We start from the raw sequence: 16329 nt of genomic DNA on the forward strand, positions 1-16329 counted from the left end.
CCGCCAAATTTGGCGGTTTTTTTTAATGCAAAAGAATAATTAATTACTCTTCTTCTGCTGATTTCGCTTTTTTAGGTTTCTTACGCTTATCGGTAATTTCCCATTTACCATCTACAAATAAACCCGTCCAACCGGTTGGTTTACCGTCGACTTCTGAACGCACGTAATTCTCTTTGGTCTTACGAGAGAAACGAACGACAGTTGGTAGACCATCAGGGTCAGCAACAGGCGCATCAGTTAAGTATAAGAACTTAGGTGATAAACGATCTTTAAAGCGTACAAGCTCTTCCACTAAAGGAGCACGTGTCTCACGCGATTTAGGGAATGTACTTGCTGCCATGAACAAACCAGAAGCACCATCACGTAAAACAAAGTACGCACTAGTATCTTGGGTACATGGAATCTCTGGTAAATGTACAGGGTCTTCTTTTGGTGGCGCAACTTCGCCATTCTTTAGAATCTTGCGGGTGTTCTTACAAGCTTCATTGGTACACCCCATATACTTACCAAAACGACCGTTCTTTAACTCCATATCAGAGCCACACTTGTCGCATTCAATCAACGGGCCTTCATAGCCTTTAAGCTTGAACTCACCTTTTTCAACGATGTAACCATCACAACTTGGATTATTACCACAAACGTGTAGTTTACGATCTTGATCAATCAGGTAAGCGTCCATTGCTGTACTACAAATAGGACAACGTTTCTTAGCACGTAATGCTGCTGTTTCAACGTCTTCCTCAAGTACATTAACAATACCATCTTCACTGCCTAAATTGATGGTTGTTTTACAACGCTCTTTAGGTGGCAGTGCATAACCTGAACAACCAAGGAATACCCCTGTTGATGCGGTACGAATACCCATCGGACGAGAACAGGTTGGACATTGAATGTCTGTCAGAACGATATTGTTAGGTTGCATACCGCCTTCTGATTCATCTAACTCAGCTTTTTGAAGCTCAGCTGTAAAATCAGAGAAGAATTCATCAAGTACTTTTTTCCAGTTTTTCTCACCTTCAGCGATTTTATCAAGATTACCTTCCATGCGGGCGGTAAAGTCAAAATCCATCAAATCAGGGAAACTGTTATCAAGACGGTCAGAAACAATCTCACCCATCTTTTCAGCGTAGAAACGACGCTGATCAACACGTACATAACCACGATCTTGAATAGTTGAAATAATCGACGCATACGTTGATGGACGACCGATACCACGTTTTTCAAGTTCTTTAACCAATGCTGCTTCTGTAAAGCGAGCTGGTGGCTTAGTAAAGTGTTGCTTAGGCTCAAGTTGCTCTAACTTTAGTACATCACCAACGTTCACTTCAGGCAGTGTCGTATCTTCATTTTTGCCTGATGGGCGCTGTACTAATGTCCAACCAGCAAAACGCAATGTACGGCCTTTCGCTTTTAGCAAGAAATCACCTGCTTTAACGTTAATCGTACTTGAGTCATATTTTGCTGGCATCATCTGACAAGACACAAATTGACGCCAAATTAAGTCATATAACTTAATTGCATCTTGATCCATGCCTTCTAAATTTTCAGCTTTTACATCAACACTTGAAGGACGAATAGCTTCGTGCGCTTCTTGAGCGTTTTTCTTACTACCATAAATATTGGCATTTTCAGGTAAATATTCATTACCATACTCGTTACCAATAAACTCACGAGCTGCTTCAACCGCTTCTTTTGAAAGGTTGGTTGAGTCAGTACGCATATAAGTAATATAACCAGCTTCATACAAACGCTGTGCAAGGCCCATGGTACGCTTAACACCATAACCTAAACGTGTACTTGCCGCTTGCTGTAATGTCGAGGTGATATAAGGCGCAGATGGCTTACTACTGGTTGGGCGATCTTCTCGCTCAATCACTTCATAGGCTGCTTTTTCAAGTAGCGCATGAGCTGCCATCGTATCGACTTTATTCTCTGGGCGGAATGGTTTTCCCGCCTGTTGCGCGACCATTAACCGTAAGGCATCTTTGCCTACCGTTAAAGTATCAGCATGAATATCCCAGAACTCTTCAGGATCAAACGCGTTAATTTCATGCTCTCGCTCAACAATCAGTTTTACTGCCACCGACTGTACACGGCCTGCCGATAGACCACGTGCAACTTTTTTCCATAATAGTGGTGATACCATGAAACCAACAACACGATCGAGGAATCGACGTGCTTGTTGCGCATTCACACCATCAATATTTAATTCACCAGGCTGTTCAAACGCTTGTTGAATAGCATTTTTGGTAATTTCGTTAAATACAACTCGCTTGTAGCGTGACTCATCGCCGCCGATGATCTCACGAAGGTGCCACGCAATGGCTTCTCCTTCGCGGTCCAAATCCGTTGCGAGATAAACAAAATCAGCATCTTCTGCTAATTTTTGAAGTTCACTAACGACTTTTTCTTTACCTGGAAGTATTTCATAGTGCGCATTCCAATCATCATAGGGATCAACACCCATCTTGCTGATTAACGCTTTACGATCTTTCTTCTGTTTAATCGCTGCTTTTTCTTCAACACTCAACCCTTTGGTCGATGTTGCTGCCGCTTTTTTGCCGCCACTGCGTGCGCCCGTTGGTAAATCACGTACGTGACCAACGCTTGATTTTACAATGAAATCCTTACCCAAGTACTTATTAATTGTTTTCGCCTTGGCTGGGGACTCCACGATAACGAGAGATTTACCCATAATGACCCTATTACGTCCTCGTGCTCGCTAAATACTAAAAATATAAATAACTGCTTAGCTAATCATTAGCGCCACAACATTCGACCAATCTCATTAAGTCACTAATCGAAAAATCTAAGAGCAGTGAATTAATATGATGAGTTCCAATTTGATAATGATACATATTTGCAATTAATTATTGCACTTCATTTACGTAAAATACTCTTTACATATTGGGCTAGAAAACAAGAAGGTCAACTGGTTTTTAATTTATTTCGTCTATTTGGTTGTACCTTCTGCAATTGTTATTAATTTGTAAATCTGTTTCTAGCTTAGTTTAATCCATTTACAACGTACTGATTATCAAGGTGATAAAATCATAATTTACCTTATAGGACAATCACTTTGATGATCAATGACCACTGTAATAACATAAAACCGCGTTACCATTATCATCTGTATAGAATAATTTGATCAGCCTTAGTAAATTTTTTTGCATTTAATCACAATATCCGCTTTTTTTGATATGGTTAATGACCATACCTGAATAGATATTAACCAATTAACAAAGCTGTTATTTGTTTTCTGACACCAAGTTACTTAGACTGTTGCTATTTCACTATCGATGAGGATCAATCATGGCTAATAAAGCTGAAATTTCAATCAATGAGCTATTAATGATCGCTAACCAAATCATTCAAGATCATAAAGATTATGTTGAAGGTATGCGCGCAACATCTGTAACAGAAAAAGACGGTGTACTGATCTTCAAAGGCGAATACTTCCTCGATGATGAAGGCCTACCAACCGCTAAAACTACTGCTGTATTTAATATGTTTAAGTTTCTCGCTCATAAATTATCACCAGAATTTACCTTAAACACCCTACTTGTTTAAATTAAAAAAACCCGCAATTACTGCGGGTTTTCTTGATTCTCAATCAACTTACAATCTTACATGAAGGGACGCTGACCACGAGCAACCCACTTCATTAATAAGCTATCAGCAGCCTCACTTGATGCACCAGATAGTTTCTCAATCAACTTCTTACGACGCACATATTTAACTTGTAGCACCTCACGTGCTTTACAGGCTTCAGTGATCAAATCATCACTGGTACTAATCTGATCCACTAAACCTAATTCAAGTGCTTGTTGACCAAACCAATGCTCACCCGTTGCTACTTTATTAAGATCAAGCTCTGGGCGGTGAACGGCAATAAATCGCTTAAATAAACCATGAGTCTCTTCAATTTCTTCCTTGAATTTCTCACGCGCTTTATCAGAGTTTTCACCAAACATTGTTAAGGTACGTTTAAACTCACCTGCTGTAATTTGTTCAAACTCAATATCGTTTTTCTTCAATACCTTACTAAAGTTTGGTAGTTGTGCGATAACGCCAATTGAGCCCACAATAGCAAATGGGGCTGATACTATTTTATCAGCAACACATGCCATCATATAACCGCCACTTGCTGCAACTTTATCAACAGCAATTGTTAGTGTAATACCGGCAGCTTTTAAACGATCAAGCTGTGATGACGCTAAGCCATAAGCATGCACCATACCGCCACCAGTTTCTAAGCGTAGCAATACTTCATCACCTTCAATCGCAATCGCTAAAATTGCACTAATTTCTTGGCGTAATGATGAAACTTCACGCGCATCAATACTGCCATGGAAATCAATTACAAATAAACGCGGTTCACGAGTTGTAGTTAAATTGCCATTTTTTACCGCTTGCTTGATTTCATTTTGACGTGCTTTATCGTGCTCTTTATCTGATTTTTTCTCCGCTTTATCACGTGCTTTTAATAAAGCTTTATCAAATAAATGTGATTCCAACTGCTCAACGGTGTCTTTATATTGTTCAGTTAAATCGATCACTTCTAGTTCACCTTTTTGCGAACCATGACGACCATTTAAGGCTTTTGCTAACACCAATACACCCACAATCGCAATCACAACTGTCGCTATTTTGGCGAAAAATAAACCATATTCAAACAAAAATTCCAATATTAAATCCTCTATTAGGCAAGAAAAAGCGCCATAAGTTATTGTAACTGTGTAATCATTATCGCCGCTATCACTTCAATTTATCACTATAATAAATCAAGCTCACCGTCACGATTTTCAAATAAATGTACGTTCTCTCAGAGTATAAATTCTGATATGTTTTAGTAGTAATCGATATTACAGTTAAGCTCAAGACTTGATGCGTACTTCGACGAAAAAACACTCAAATAACAACAAAAAGACATTATTTAAAAGGAAGCTAGCGTGGATTATCTAATTGCTGCAGACAATTTAAAAGATCGAGTGATCTTAGTTACAGGTGCTGGTGATGGTATCGGTCGAGAAGCTGCAATTCAATATGCAGCTCATGGCGCTACTGTTATTTTATTAGGTAGAACAGTTGCTAAGCTCGAAGCTGTTTATGATCAAATAGAAAAAAATGGCGGTAAGCAAGCTGCCATTGTACCCCTAGATTTAATGGGTGCGACCAAACAACATTATCTTGATATGGCACATACTATTGAGCAACAATTTGGACGTTTAGATGGCGTATTACATAATGCTGGTCTATTAGGAGCATTAAGCCCTATCGAGCATATTGAAGAAACTATTTTTGATGATGTAATGCAAGTTAACGTTAAAGCGCAACTATTACTGACTCAAGCTATTTTACCTTTGATCAAGCAATCACCCGATGGCCGTATTATCTTTACCTCATCAACAGTTGGTCACAGTGGTCGTGCTTTTTGGGGCACATATGCTATTTCTAAATTTGCCACCGAAGGCATGATGCAAGTCTTGGCTGATGAACTTAGTGATACCACTGTTAATGTGAATGCCATTAACCCTGGCGGCACTCGCACAGGCATGCGCGCACAAGCCTTTCCTGCTGAGGACGCCCGTTTACTCAAAACACCACAAGATATTATGCCACTTTACTTATATTTAATGGGGCCTGAAAGCCATCATGTTTCAGGACAATGTATCGACGCTCAACCACAACGTAAACCAGGCATCAGTTGTGAAGAAGAATAAGTAATTTATACAGTGATTTGTAAATGATAGTGATAAAAAAAGCCGACATCACTGTCGGCTTTTTAATACTCATAGTGCGCTTACATCGTAAGCAACATTTAAATATTACTTACGTGTACGTGGCTTAGCAGGCTTATTCGCTAACGGGTTACGGCGATTTGCCGCATTACCTGAAGGCTTACGCTTACCAGATGTACTTTGTGGCTTATCTGATGCTTTATAAGGCTTCTTCTCATCATCTCGTGGCTTGCCCGCTATATGAACAGATTTGCCTTGAGCGCGATCTGAACGTGGCTTTGCGTTATCACGACCTGTTGGTGCAGGTTTTGTGCGACCGCGACCACCACGTTGCTCTTGTTGTTGAGAATCAACTTCAGCATTACGGCTTGAACTTGACGGTACACGACGATCATTGTTACGACCACGACGACCAGCAGGACCCGTTGTTTCAACACGCTCTTCGTGACGACGAACAGCACGACGAATTTGACGAATACCTTTTTTACGCTTCTGTCCTTCAACTGTTAATACAGTTTCAGTTTCAGGCGGCAATTCTACCGTTGCACGTAATTCGTTCACTTCTTTTAATTCAAGCTCGCTCCAACCACCACGAGGCATGTCTTTAGTTAAGTAAACATCACCGTAACGAACACGTTTCAGACGACTAACTGTTACACCCTGCGAATCCCATAGACGACGAACCTCACGGTTACGACCTTCAGTGATTACAACGTAAAAAGTATGATTCATACCTTCACCGCCAGAATAAACAACATCTTCAAAACGTGCGATGCCGTCTTCTAGCTCTACGCCTTTAACGACATTTTTTACCATCTGCTCGTTCACTTCACCGAACACACGTACCATGTACTCACGTTCAACAGTACGGCTTGGGTGCATTAAACGGTTAGCTAATTCACCATCCGTAGTGAACAGTAATAAGCCTGACGTGTTTGCATCTAGTCGACCAACAGAAACCCAACGGCCTGTTGTTAAACGTGGTAAACGATCAAAAACAGTACGACGACCTTCAGGATCATGGCGAGTACATAGCTCACCTTCCGGCTTGTTGTAAGCCAAAATTCGGCAGATTTCTTCATCTGACGAAATTAGTGCGATATTGTGACCATCGATGCGTACACTCACGCTTAGATCTTCAAGACGATCACCAAGTTTAGCTACAACACCATCAACGCTCACACGGCCGTTTTGGATCATTAATTCGATTTCACGACGTGAACCTTGGCCAGCACGCGCTAACACTTTTTGTAATTTTTCACTCATTATAAACAAACCTTTGTCGCCTTCACAGGCGTCGAAATTCTCATCAAAATTGCCATATACTCATAGCTTCTTACGGCAAACATTGCACGACAAAGAAAGTGATTATGGATGATTGATGCGAATAGCAATAATTTAGACTCTAACCTGATAATAAACAATTTATCATGCTAGATATGTAGCCGATTATTATCGCAAATATATAGCTTATTTACCATAAAAATAGCGATAAAAAAAACGTATCGCAAACAATGAGATACGTTTATAAAAATGCATATTATCGCAATACAATTACAGGTAAATTAAACTGTTTTATTCAAACGGTGTAATATCACCAGCACCGACACGTACAATATTGATATCACCATCACTAAAATCGATAACAGTGGTTGGTTGCTCACCAAGATATCCACCATGCATAATTAAATCGACGGCGTGCTCTAATTGATCACGAATTTCATCCGGATCGGCTTCCGTAGTATCTTTACCCGGTAAAATTAAACTGGTCGACATCATTGGCTCGCCTAACGCTTCTAACAACGCCAGAGCGATATTGTTATCAGGAACACGAATACCGATCGTTTTACGCTTAGCATTCATCAATCGGCGTGGTACTTCTTTAGTACCTTTAAAGATAAATGTATACGCACCAGGAGTATTATTTCTTAATAAACGAAAGGCGATATTATCGACACGAGTATAAAGCGACAACTCAGATAAATCACGGCATAACAGCGTAAAGTTATGCTTATCATTTAAACGTCGAATTTGGCAAATACGCTCAAGTGCCTGTTTGTTTTCCATTTGACAACCCAAGGCATAACCTGAATCTGTTGGATAAACAACAACACCACCATTTTTAATAATCTCAACAGCTTGACTTATTAAGCGTGCTTGAGGTGTTTCTGGGTGTACATAAAAAAATTGACTCATTTATCCTCCTTCGAGGTAGATAACTCAGCGGTTATTTCTACCTCTACTCGCTTTTTCTCTACCGTCCAATCTTGCCACAGCGGTGACACATCTTTTGGTAACCACAAGTTACGGCCTAATTCAGTCCACGGTGATGGATAATGAAAATCAGACCCTTGTGAGGCGAGTAAATTATATTGGATGGCGTAATCCCCAAAGGTACGTCGTTCTTGCGGTGCTTGTTGAGGTTGAGCAACTTCAATACCATCACCTCCCGCTTCAATAAAGTGTTGAATTAAACGCTTTATCCATTTTGCCGTCATTTGATAGCGACCGGGATGTGCAATAACTGCTTGACCACCAGCAGCATGAATCACGGTGACGGCATCAGCAATGGAACACCAACTAGGTGGTACATAACCGGGATTGCCACGGGTTAAGAATTTCTTAAACACCGCTTGCATAGTTTTGGCATAACCTTGTTCAACCAACCAACGAGCAAAATGCGCACGTGTAATCGATGCGTCACCCGCCAATGCCATAGCGCCTTCAAAAGCACCTGGCATTTTGTTTTTCTCTAATCGTGCGCCAATCTCTTTTGCACGTTCAAGTCGATGTGCAGCTTGAGCGTTAATAAATGAAATTAACTCAGGATGATTGGGATCTATATTAAGCCCAACGATATGAATATCAAAGTTTTGCCATACTGTTGATATCTCAATACCATTAATTAATGTGATCGGTAATTGTTCTTGCTCGATAACTGCATGTGCTTGTGCAAGCCCATCAATTGTATCGTGATCAGTAATTGCCAACACATCAACTCGCATTTCAACGGCACGTCGAACAAGATCTTGCGGCGATAAGCGGCCGTCTGACGCTGTAGTATGACAATGTAAATCAAACAACATAACTTTACTTCTTGACTTTGTTTTTATGAACTAGTTTACTAGTACGCAATTACTAGGCAATGATGGTCAGTTTCAATAACCCAACCTTTAGCTAGTTTAAACTAATTCACTGCTATACACCTCGATAAACCTTGGATATAGCAGCAGACAAATAGGATAACGTCATGTTACAGCAAATTAGTACACAACAATCGACTTTATTCATGACCTATTGGTGGCATTGTTACGTATGGGAAGTGTGAAATTCAGTAACAATCTGCAGTTTCACATTAGCCCGTTATTATAGCGGGCTTTTTGGGGCTATAACGCAGCTAAAAACAACATCCCAATATATTGATTATTATAAATTTGACCCAAACAATGTGCAAAAAAACATATTGTTAATAATTGTAGGTAAAAGTAAAAAACTAGTCTTGCTCAAATGCTTAGTTTACGCCACTATCGAACAATGAAAGCAGGATTGCTATTTTGTACAAACGGCAGGGAGAACGCTGTGAATACTAACTCGATTGGATCTCATCCTTATAACGCGACAGCACTAGCCCAACATCAGATTGAATTACTAAATTTAGATGTAGCATATATTGCTGACCCAACTGACGTTTATTATACGCTTTGTGGCGATAGTCCTTGCCATCTACTATTAGAATCGGCCGAGGTCGATTCTAAGCAAGATCTGAAAAGCTTGCTCTTAATTGATGCAGCAATACGCATTGTCTGTCGTGGAAAAACTGTTGTATTAGAACCCCAGTCAGACAATGGTCGCCAGTTATTACGCGCACTAAAAACACATCTCAAGCCTGATATTGAAGCGACTTATTGTGCTGATAACTTACAGTTACAATTTCCAAATCACGATCAACTTTTAGATGAAGATAGTCGCCTACGTCAAACATCATCTTTTGATGCATTACGTCTGATTCAACAAGCATTTGATACTGATAACCACCCTCGGGATGCGTTATTTATTGGTGGTTTATTTGCCTATGATTTAGTGGCTGACTTTGAACCTCTCGCAGCCGTTGATAGCGATAATAACTGCCCTGATTACATTTTCTATATCGCCGAAACGTTATTGATCATCGATCACCAACGTCAACAAGCCCACTTACAAGCGACTATTTTTGATAATAGTACACCACAGGTTTACGACCAGCTTCAGCAACGTTTAGAGACACTAAAAACCCATTGCCAAAATCCGCAAACGTTACCAACACCAGAACCTGTTGCTGCATGTGAACCTCACACCAGTATTAGTGATGACGCTTTTAGCCAAACAGTGGCAGATCTCAAACACTTTGTTATTCGTGGTGATGTTTTTCAAGTAGTTCCTTCGCGTCAATTTACTTTGCCATGCCCATCACCGCTTAACGCTTATAAGGCATTAAAAATAGGTAATCCAAGTCCATACATGTTTTATCTACATGATACTGATTTTACCTTATTTGGTGCATCACCAGAAAGTGCCTTAAAGTATTGCTCTGAGTCCAATCAAGTTGAAATTTACCCAATCGCAGGTACTCGTCAACGGGGTAAAAACAGTGATGGCTCAATCAATTTAGATCTCGATACTCGCATCGAATTAGAACTGCGTTGTGATACTAAAGAGAACGCCGAACACATGATGCTCGTTGATTTGGCTCGTAATGATATCGCGCGTATTTGCCAAGCAGGTAGTCGCCACGTTGCCGATCTATTACATGTTGACCGCTATAGCCATGTAATGCACCTCGTATCACGAGTGGTTGGTCAATTACGTCATGATCTAGATGCCCTTCATGCTTACCAAGCCTGTATGAACATGGGCACTTTAACTGGCGCTCCTAAAATTAGAGCCATGCAGCTTATTCGTGATGTTGAACAGCGTCGACGTGGTAGTTATGGCGGCGCAGTTGGCTATATCACTGGTCATGGCGATATGGATACCTGCATTGTGATCCGTTCAGCGTATGTTGAAAACGGAATTGCCAGTGTGCAGGCTGGAGCGGGGGTCGTCTACGACTCAATACCGCAAGCTGAGACCGACGAAACCAGAAGCAAAGCACAAGCCGTTATCAATGCTATTCGTAGTACCCATCAAGGTTAAGGAGCACAGTATGACCATTAAAAATAGTCACCATAATCCCCATATTGTTCTACTCGATAACTTTGATTCTTTTACCTATAACCTTGTTGATCAATTTCGTAGCCTCGGTTTACCGGTAACCGTTTATCGTAATAACCTATCAGCGCAGCACATCGAACACGCATTACTTGAACATGAGAATCCAGTGTTAGTGTTATCACCAGGTCCCGGTGCTCCGGCTGATGCTGGGTGCATGCCAGCCCTTATTCAATCGGTTAAGGGTAAAATTCCGATACTGGGGATTTGTCTTGGTCATCAAGCGATTGTCGAAGCTTATGGTGGTCAAGTCGCTGGCGCAGGCGATATTGTTCATGGTAAAGCTGCAATGATGACCCATAATCAACATCCTGTTTTTGGTCAGCTCGCAAGCCCATTAGCCGTGGCCCGTTATCACTCATTAGTTGCTACTGAAGTACCAACAGAACTTAAAACGATTGCTACTGCAAATGGACTGGTGATGGCCGTTATCAATGAACACGATAAAGTCTGTGGCTTTCAATTTCACCCTGAATCAATCCTCACAACCCAAGGCGCAGAGCTACTCACTCACACACTGGCTTGGGTGATGGCGTCACCTACAGAATGCCAAAATAACCATTAAGGAAGATGATTATGAACGCTATTATTTCTGATATTGCTGAGAAGCTTTATGCTCAACAACCTCTAAGCCAAGCAGAAAGCCATACCCTGTTTGATGCCATTATTAATGGCGAGGTTGAACCTATTATATTATCAGCAGTATTAACTGCATTAAAAATCAAAGGTGAAACACCGGATGAAATTGCAGGAGCCGCAAAAGCGCTAGTGGAGAATGCCAATCCTTTCCCTCGTCCTGATTATGATTTTGCTGATATTGTCGGCACCGGTGGCGATGGGGCTAATACCATTAACATTTCAACCACTGCCGCATTTGTAGCAGCAGCTTGTGGCGTTAAAGTCGCTAAACATGGTAATCGTGGCGTTTCAAGTAAATCAGGTTCATCTGATTTACTCGATAAGTTTGGTATCAACTTAGCAATGCCAGCTCAAACAGCGCGCCAAGCATTAGATGAGCTCGGAGTCTGTTTTTTATTTGCTCCTCAATATCACGGTGGTGTACGCCATGCAATGCCGGTACGACAAACATTAAAAACTCGCACTATTTTCAATGTATTAGGACCATTAATTAACCCTGCCAAACCTAATATTGAATTAATGGGGGTTTACGATAATGCTTTAGTGCGTCCTATTGCTGAAACCTTAGCAACCATGGGATTAAAACGCGCAGCTGTTGTGCATGGCAGTGGCCTTGATGAAGTCGCGATTCATGGTGAAACCCATGTTGCTGAAATCATTGATGGTGTTATTACCGAATATACTCTCACTCCTGCTGATTTCGGGCTTAACAGTTACCCTTTAGAAGCTATTCGCGGTGGGGAACCAAAAGAAAATCAAGCCATTATCAAAAATATTCTAACGGGTAAAGGGACACCGGCTCAAGAAGGTGCGATCGCAGTCAATGTCGCACTATTACTGCGCCTTTTTGGTCAACAAGATCTTAAAGCAAATACCCAACAAGCCATTGCCGCTATGCGTTCAGGCAGCGCTTATCAATTAGTACAACAACTGGCCGCACGAGGTTAATTATGGAAACAGTACTTACTAAAATTATTGCGGATAAAAAGATATGGGTTGATGCGCGTAAAGAAGCCCAACCACTTGCCAGTTTTCGCCATCAGCTAACCCCAAGTGATCGTGATTTTTATCAAGCGCTAAACAACACTGACGATAATAATGTTCGCCGCCCTGCTTTTATTCTTGAATGTAAAAAAGCCTCGCCATCTAAAGGCTTAATCCGTGAAGATTTTGATTTAGATTATATTGCAACTGTCTATAACCAATACGCCAGTGCTATCTCAGTACTCACTGATGAAAAATACTTTCAAGGTAATGTCGAATTTTTACCCAAAGTACGTAGTCAGGTTAAACAGCCGATCTTGTGTAAAGACTTTATGATTGATAGCTACCAAGTCTATTTAGCACGCCATTATCAAGCTGATGCTATTTTACTGATGCTATCGGTACTGGATGACGATCAATACCAAACCCTTGCAGCCGTTGCTGAATCGCTACAATTAGGTATTTTAACTGAAGTCAGTAATGAAACTGAACTGACACGCGCCATCAATCTTAAAGCGAAAGTTGTCGGCATTAATAACCGTAACTTACGCGACCTCACTATTGACTTAAATCGTACTAAGCAACTTGCACCTGATCTCCCTGAAGGTACGATTGTTATCTCTGAATCAGGAATTTATACCCATCAGCAAGTACGTGAACTATCACATTATGCTAACGGCTTTTTAATTGGTAGTTCATTAATGGCTGCTGATAACCTTGATCTCGCGGTACGCAAAGTATTATTTGGTGAGCATAAAGTCTGCGGCTTAACGTCAACCGAAGATGCAAATGAAGTCTACCAGCAAGGGGCAACTTATGGCGGTTTAATTTTCGTACCATCATCACCGCGTTATATCAGCATCGATCAAGCGGCAGCTATCGTTACTTCTGCACCGCTAGGTTTTGTCGGCGTATTCCAAAATAGTCCACTCACTGAAGTTATAACGATCGCCACAAAATTAGCACTCACAGCAGTACAATTACACGGTAATGAGTCACCACAATATATTAATCAGTTACGTAAAAAGCTGCCCATTGATTGTCAAATATGGAAAGCGCATGCCATTACCGATAGCGTCCCTGATATCAGCCTCTGGCCAGCTGATAAACACCTTTTTGACAGTAAAGTTGAAGGGAAAAGTGGCGGTACTGGCGTCAGCTTTGATTGGTCACTGATTACCACTACTGACAAATCAAACTGTTTACTCGCTGGTGGACTGACCCCTGATAATGCACACCATGCTGCATCACTGGGTTTTAGTGGCTTAGATTTAAATTCAGGTGTTGAAACAGCCCCCGGTAAAAAAGATCCCCAGAAATTAGCAGCAGCCTTTGCAGCAATCAAACACATTAAGGAAGATAAATAATTATGAGTAAATTGAATGCCTACTTTGGTGAGTTTGGTGGCCAATATGTCCCCCAAATTTTAGTGCCAGCGCTAGATCAACTCGAAGATGCTTTTATTGACGCCCAACAAGATCCACAGTTTCAGCAACAATTTATGAGCCTATTAAAAGAATATGCTGGCCGACCAACAGCATTAACGTTGTGTCAAAATTTAACTCAAGGCACAAACACTAAACTTTACCTTAAACGTGAAGATCTTCTTCATGGTGGCGCACATAAAACCAACCAAGTATTAGGCCAGGCATTACTTGCCCAGCGAATGGGGAAAAAAGAAATTATCGCTGAAACAGGTGCTGGTCAACACGGCGTTGCAACAGCACTCGCTTGTGCACTACTGGGATTAAAATGTCGTATTTATATGGGAGCAAAAGACATTGAACGCCAAAGCCCCAATGTCTTTAGGATGAAATTAATGGGAGCGAAAGTAATCGCCGTCCATTCAGGATCAGCAACCTTAAAAGATGCTTGTAATGAAGCAATGCGTGATTGGTCAGCCAGTTATGATACAGCCCATTACCTATTAGGCACCGCGGCTGGACCACATCCATTTCCAACCATAGTACGTGAGTTTCAAAAAATCATTGGGGAAGAAACGAAAACCCAAATTATGGCTAAAGAAGGCCGTTTACCTGATGCCGTTATTGCATGTGTCGGCGGTGGCTCAAATGCCATTGGTATGTTTGCTGATTTTATCGAAGAAAGTAATGTCCGTTTAATTGGGGTTGAACCAGCAGGCAAAGGATTAGACACAGACATGCATGGCGCACCGCTTAAACATGGCAAACTTGGTATTTTCTTTGGTATGAAAGCCCCGCTAATGCAAGATGAACATGGCCAAGTTGAAGAGTCATATTCTATTTCTGCAGGGTTAGATTTTCCATCTGTTGGACCACAACACGCACATCTAAATGCGATTGGTCGTGCAGAATATGGTGCAGTTACTGATGACGAAGCATTAGAGGCGTTTCAATTACTAGCCCGTAAAGAAGGTATTATTCCAGCCCTAGAGTCAGCTCATGCACTCGCTTACGCATTAAAAATGATTGCCGACGAACCACAAAAAGAACAATTGCTGGTGGTCAACCTGTCAGGTCGTGGTGATAAAGATATCTTCACTGTCCATGATATTTTAACGGCGAAAGGAGTTTTATAATGGATCGCTATCACAACCTATTTACTCAACTTAGCGCCCGTAATGAAGGGGCTTTTGTACCGTTTGTAACTCTTGGCGATCCAACGCCACAGCACTCAATGGATATTATTGATACCTTAGTGGCCGCAGGTGCAGATGCATTAGAATTAGGTATTCCCTTTTCTGATCCTCTTGCTGATGGACCAACGATTCAAGGTGCAAACATTCGCGCGCTTGCTGCTAAAACCACTCCAACAATCTGTTTTGAAATGCTAACCAAGATTCGAGCTAAGTATCCTGAATTACCTATCGGTTTACTGATGTATGCTAACTTAGTGTTTGCCTCTGGTATCGATAATTTTTATCGTCGCTGTGCTGACGCAGGAGTTGATTCAGTGTTAATTGCCGATGTGCCCGTTAATGCTTCACACGAATTTAGAATGGCAGCAGAAGTACATGGTATTCACCCTATTTTTATCGCTCCACCTAACGCTGACACAGAAACTTTAAAAACAGTATCAGAACTTGGTGGTGGTTATACTTACCTGCTTTCACGAGCAGGAGTAACAGGTGCAGAAACAAAAGCTGAAATGCCAATTGAACCTCTTTTAGCCTGCTTAAAATCACATAACGCACCGCCAGCATTATTAGGTTTTGGGATTTCAACCCCAGCCCAAGTTCAAGCTGCAATTAAAGCTGGCGCAGCAGGGGCAATTTCAGGATCAGCCGTCGTCAATATTATCGAACACAACTTACAGGATCAAAGTGAGATGCTTAATGCATTAAGTCACTTTGTCACCCAGATGAAATTAGCAACACGCTTCTAATTTATTATCACAATAGTCACCAACGTTTTTTGGTGACTATTGTTGCCTATGCTCACAAGGCTCGACTGATCGGCCTCATCGTTAACAATGAAATACTCTGTTAACAATAAATCACACCTGATTCACCCCACATACTTACCCCAGCTAATAAACATCAATAAACCCCCTCATGTTTTATTATTTAAATTTCAACATCTGCTCAAAATATTCCAATGATAATAATTTGTATATTCATAAAATACATAATAATCATCAGTAAAATAATCATTTATATATTGCCAACATATCCCCTTCAGTGTAAAAGACACACCAAATATACAAAATAACAATAACGGCAACATTTGAAACAAAT

Annotated in this window: 13 protein-coding genes; 8 read left to right on the forward strand and 5 right to left on the reverse strand. The window is 41.0% G+C overall.

Annotated elements, in window-relative coordinates; translation table 11 throughout:
- Positions 1-43 precede the first annotated feature (43 nt).
- Positions 44-2695: a type I DNA topoisomerase gene (gene topA, locus PPBDW_RS10445; RefSeq protein ID WP_036795343.1), complete on the reverse strand. Its 2652-nt coding sequence runs from the start codon at positions 2693-2695 to the stop codon at positions 44-46.
- Between the two features lie 617 nt (positions 2696-3312).
- On the opposite strand from topA, the gene PPBDW_RS10450 reads away from it, so the two are divergent.
- Positions 3313-3570 (forward strand): YciN family protein, encoded by a 258-nt coding sequence (locus PPBDW_RS10450; protein ID WP_036795344.1) that lies wholly within the window; start codon positions 3313-3315, stop codon positions 3568-3570.
- A gap of 56 nt (positions 3571-3626) precedes the next feature.
- On the opposite strand, the gene sohB is transcribed toward PPBDW_RS10450, so the two are convergent.
- Positions 3627-4688: a protease SohB gene (sohB, locus tag PPBDW_RS10455; RefSeq protein ID WP_036795345.1), complete on the reverse strand. Its 1062-nt coding sequence runs from the start codon at positions 4686-4688 to the stop codon at positions 3627-3629.
- Positions 4689-4952: 264 nt separating this feature from the next.
- Here sohB and PPBDW_RS10460 point away from each other — a divergent pair, with 264 nt between their 5' ends.
- Entirely contained in the window at positions 4953-5723 is a 771-nt protein-coding gene (locus PPBDW_RS10460) for a YciK family oxidoreductase (protein WP_036795346.1), read from the forward strand.
- Between the two features lie 105 nt (positions 5724-5828).
- On the opposite strand, the gene rluB is transcribed toward PPBDW_RS10460, so the two are convergent.
- The 3 genes from rluB to rnm all read right to left on the reverse strand — a co-directional run bounded on the left by rluB (position 5829) and on the right by rnm (position 8827).
- The gene (gene rluB, locus PPBDW_RS10465) at positions 5829-7007 is read right to left on the reverse strand and encodes a 23S rRNA pseudouridine(2605) synthase RluB (protein ID WP_036795347.1); all 1179 of its coding nucleotides are present in this window, start codon (positions 7005-7007) and stop codon (positions 5829-5831) included.
- A gap of 309 nt (positions 7008-7316) precedes the next feature.
- A complete protein-coding gene (locus PPBDW_RS10470; protein ID WP_036795349.1) occupies positions 7317-7937 on the reverse strand; it encodes an L-threonylcarbamoyladenylate synthase in 621 nt (206 codons plus the stop codon).
- Complete coding sequence (gene rnm / locus PPBDW_RS10475; RefSeq protein ID WP_036795351.1) at positions 7934-8827, reverse strand: RNase RNM; 894 nt, start codon at positions 8825-8827, stop codon at positions 7934-7936. Before rnm ends, PPBDW_RS10470 begins: the two co-directional genes overlap by 4 nt.
- A 493-nt stretch (positions 8828-9320) precedes the next feature.
- Here rnm and PPBDW_RS10480 point away from each other — a divergent pair, with 493 nt between their 5' ends.
- The 6 genes from PPBDW_RS10480 to trpA are packed head-to-tail and all read left to right on the forward strand — an operon-like array spanning position 9321 to position 15977.
- Positions 9321-10913, forward strand: a complete 1593-nt coding sequence (locus PPBDW_RS10480; RefSeq protein ID WP_054262059.1) for an anthranilate synthase component 1 — start codon at positions 9321-9323, stop codon at positions 10911-10913.
- A 10-nt stretch (positions 10914-10923) separates the two neighbouring features.
- On the forward strand, positions 10924-11553 hold the full coding sequence (locus PPBDW_RS10485; RefSeq protein WP_036795352.1) for an aminodeoxychorismate/anthranilate synthase component II: 630 nt from the start codon (positions 10924-10926) through the stop codon (positions 11551-11553).
- A gap of 11 nt (positions 11554-11564) precedes the next feature.
- The gene (trpD, locus tag PPBDW_RS10490) at positions 11565-12575 is read left to right on the forward strand and encodes an anthranilate phosphoribosyltransferase (protein WP_036795353.1); all 1011 of its coding nucleotides are present in this window, start codon (positions 11565-11567) and stop codon (positions 12573-12575) included.
- 2 nt (positions 12576-12577) lie between these two features.
- A complete protein-coding gene (gene trpCF, locus PPBDW_RS10495) occupies positions 12578-13978 on the forward strand; it encodes a bifunctional indole-3-glycerol-phosphate synthase TrpC/phosphoribosylanthranilate isomerase TrpF (RefSeq protein ID WP_036795354.1) in 1401 nt (466 codons plus the stop codon).
- Positions 13979-13980: 2 nt separating this feature from the next.
- The gene (trpB, locus tag PPBDW_RS10500) at positions 13981-15171 is read left to right on the forward strand and encodes a tryptophan synthase subunit beta (RefSeq protein WP_036795356.1); all 1191 of its coding nucleotides are present in this window, start codon (positions 13981-13983) and stop codon (positions 15169-15171) included.
- A complete protein-coding gene (gene trpA, locus PPBDW_RS10505) occupies positions 15171-15977 on the forward strand; it encodes a tryptophan synthase subunit alpha (protein WP_036795357.1) in 807 nt (268 codons plus the stop codon). The genes trpB and trpA overlap by 1 nt, the downstream gene beginning before the upstream one ends.
- The last annotated feature ends 352 nt before the right edge of the window (positions 15978-16329 follow it).

The sequence above is a fragment of the Photobacterium kishitanii genome (assembly GCF_000613045.3).
In the GTDB taxonomy this organism is placed as follows: domain Bacteria; phylum Pseudomonadota; class Gammaproteobacteria; order Enterobacterales; family Vibrionaceae; genus Photobacterium; species Photobacterium kishitanii.

Excerpts from the sequence above, each read along its gene's own strand:
- topA (WP_036795343.1), bottom strand. The coding sequence starts at position 2,695 with ATGGGTAAATCTCTCGTTATCGTGGAGTCCCCAGCCAAGGCGAAAACA.
- PPBDW_RS10450 (WP_036795344.1), top strand. The coding sequence starts at position 3,313 with ATGGCTAATAAAGCTGAAATTTCAATCAATGAGCTATTAATGATCGCT.
- rluB (WP_036795347.1), bottom strand. The coding sequence starts at position 7,007 with ATGAGTGAAAAATTACAAAAAGTGTTAGCGCGTGCTGGCCAAGGTTCA.
- PPBDW_RS10470 (WP_036795349.1), bottom strand. The coding sequence starts at position 7,937 with ATGAGTCAATTTTTTTATGTACACCCAGAAACACCTCAAGCACGCTTA.
- rnm (WP_036795351.1), bottom strand. The coding sequence starts at position 8,827 with ATGTTGTTTGATTTACATTGTCATACTACAGCGTCAGACGGCCGCTTA.
- PPBDW_RS10485 (WP_036795352.1), top strand. The coding sequence starts at position 10,924 with ATGACCATTAAAAATAGTCACCATAATCCCCATATTGTTCTACTCGAT.
- trpD (WP_036795353.1), top strand. The coding sequence starts at position 11,565 with ATGAACGCTATTATTTCTGATATTGCTGAGAAGCTTTATGCTCAACAA.
- trpCF (WP_036795354.1), top strand. The coding sequence starts at position 12,578 with ATGGAAACAGTACTTACTAAAATTATTGCGGATAAAAAGATATGGGTT.
- trpB (WP_036795356.1), top strand. The coding sequence starts at position 13,981 with ATGAGTAAATTGAATGCCTACTTTGGTGAGTTTGGTGGCCAATATGTC.
- trpA (WP_036795357.1), top strand. The coding sequence starts at position 15,171 with ATGGATCGCTATCACAACCTATTTACTCAACTTAGCGCCCGTAATGAA.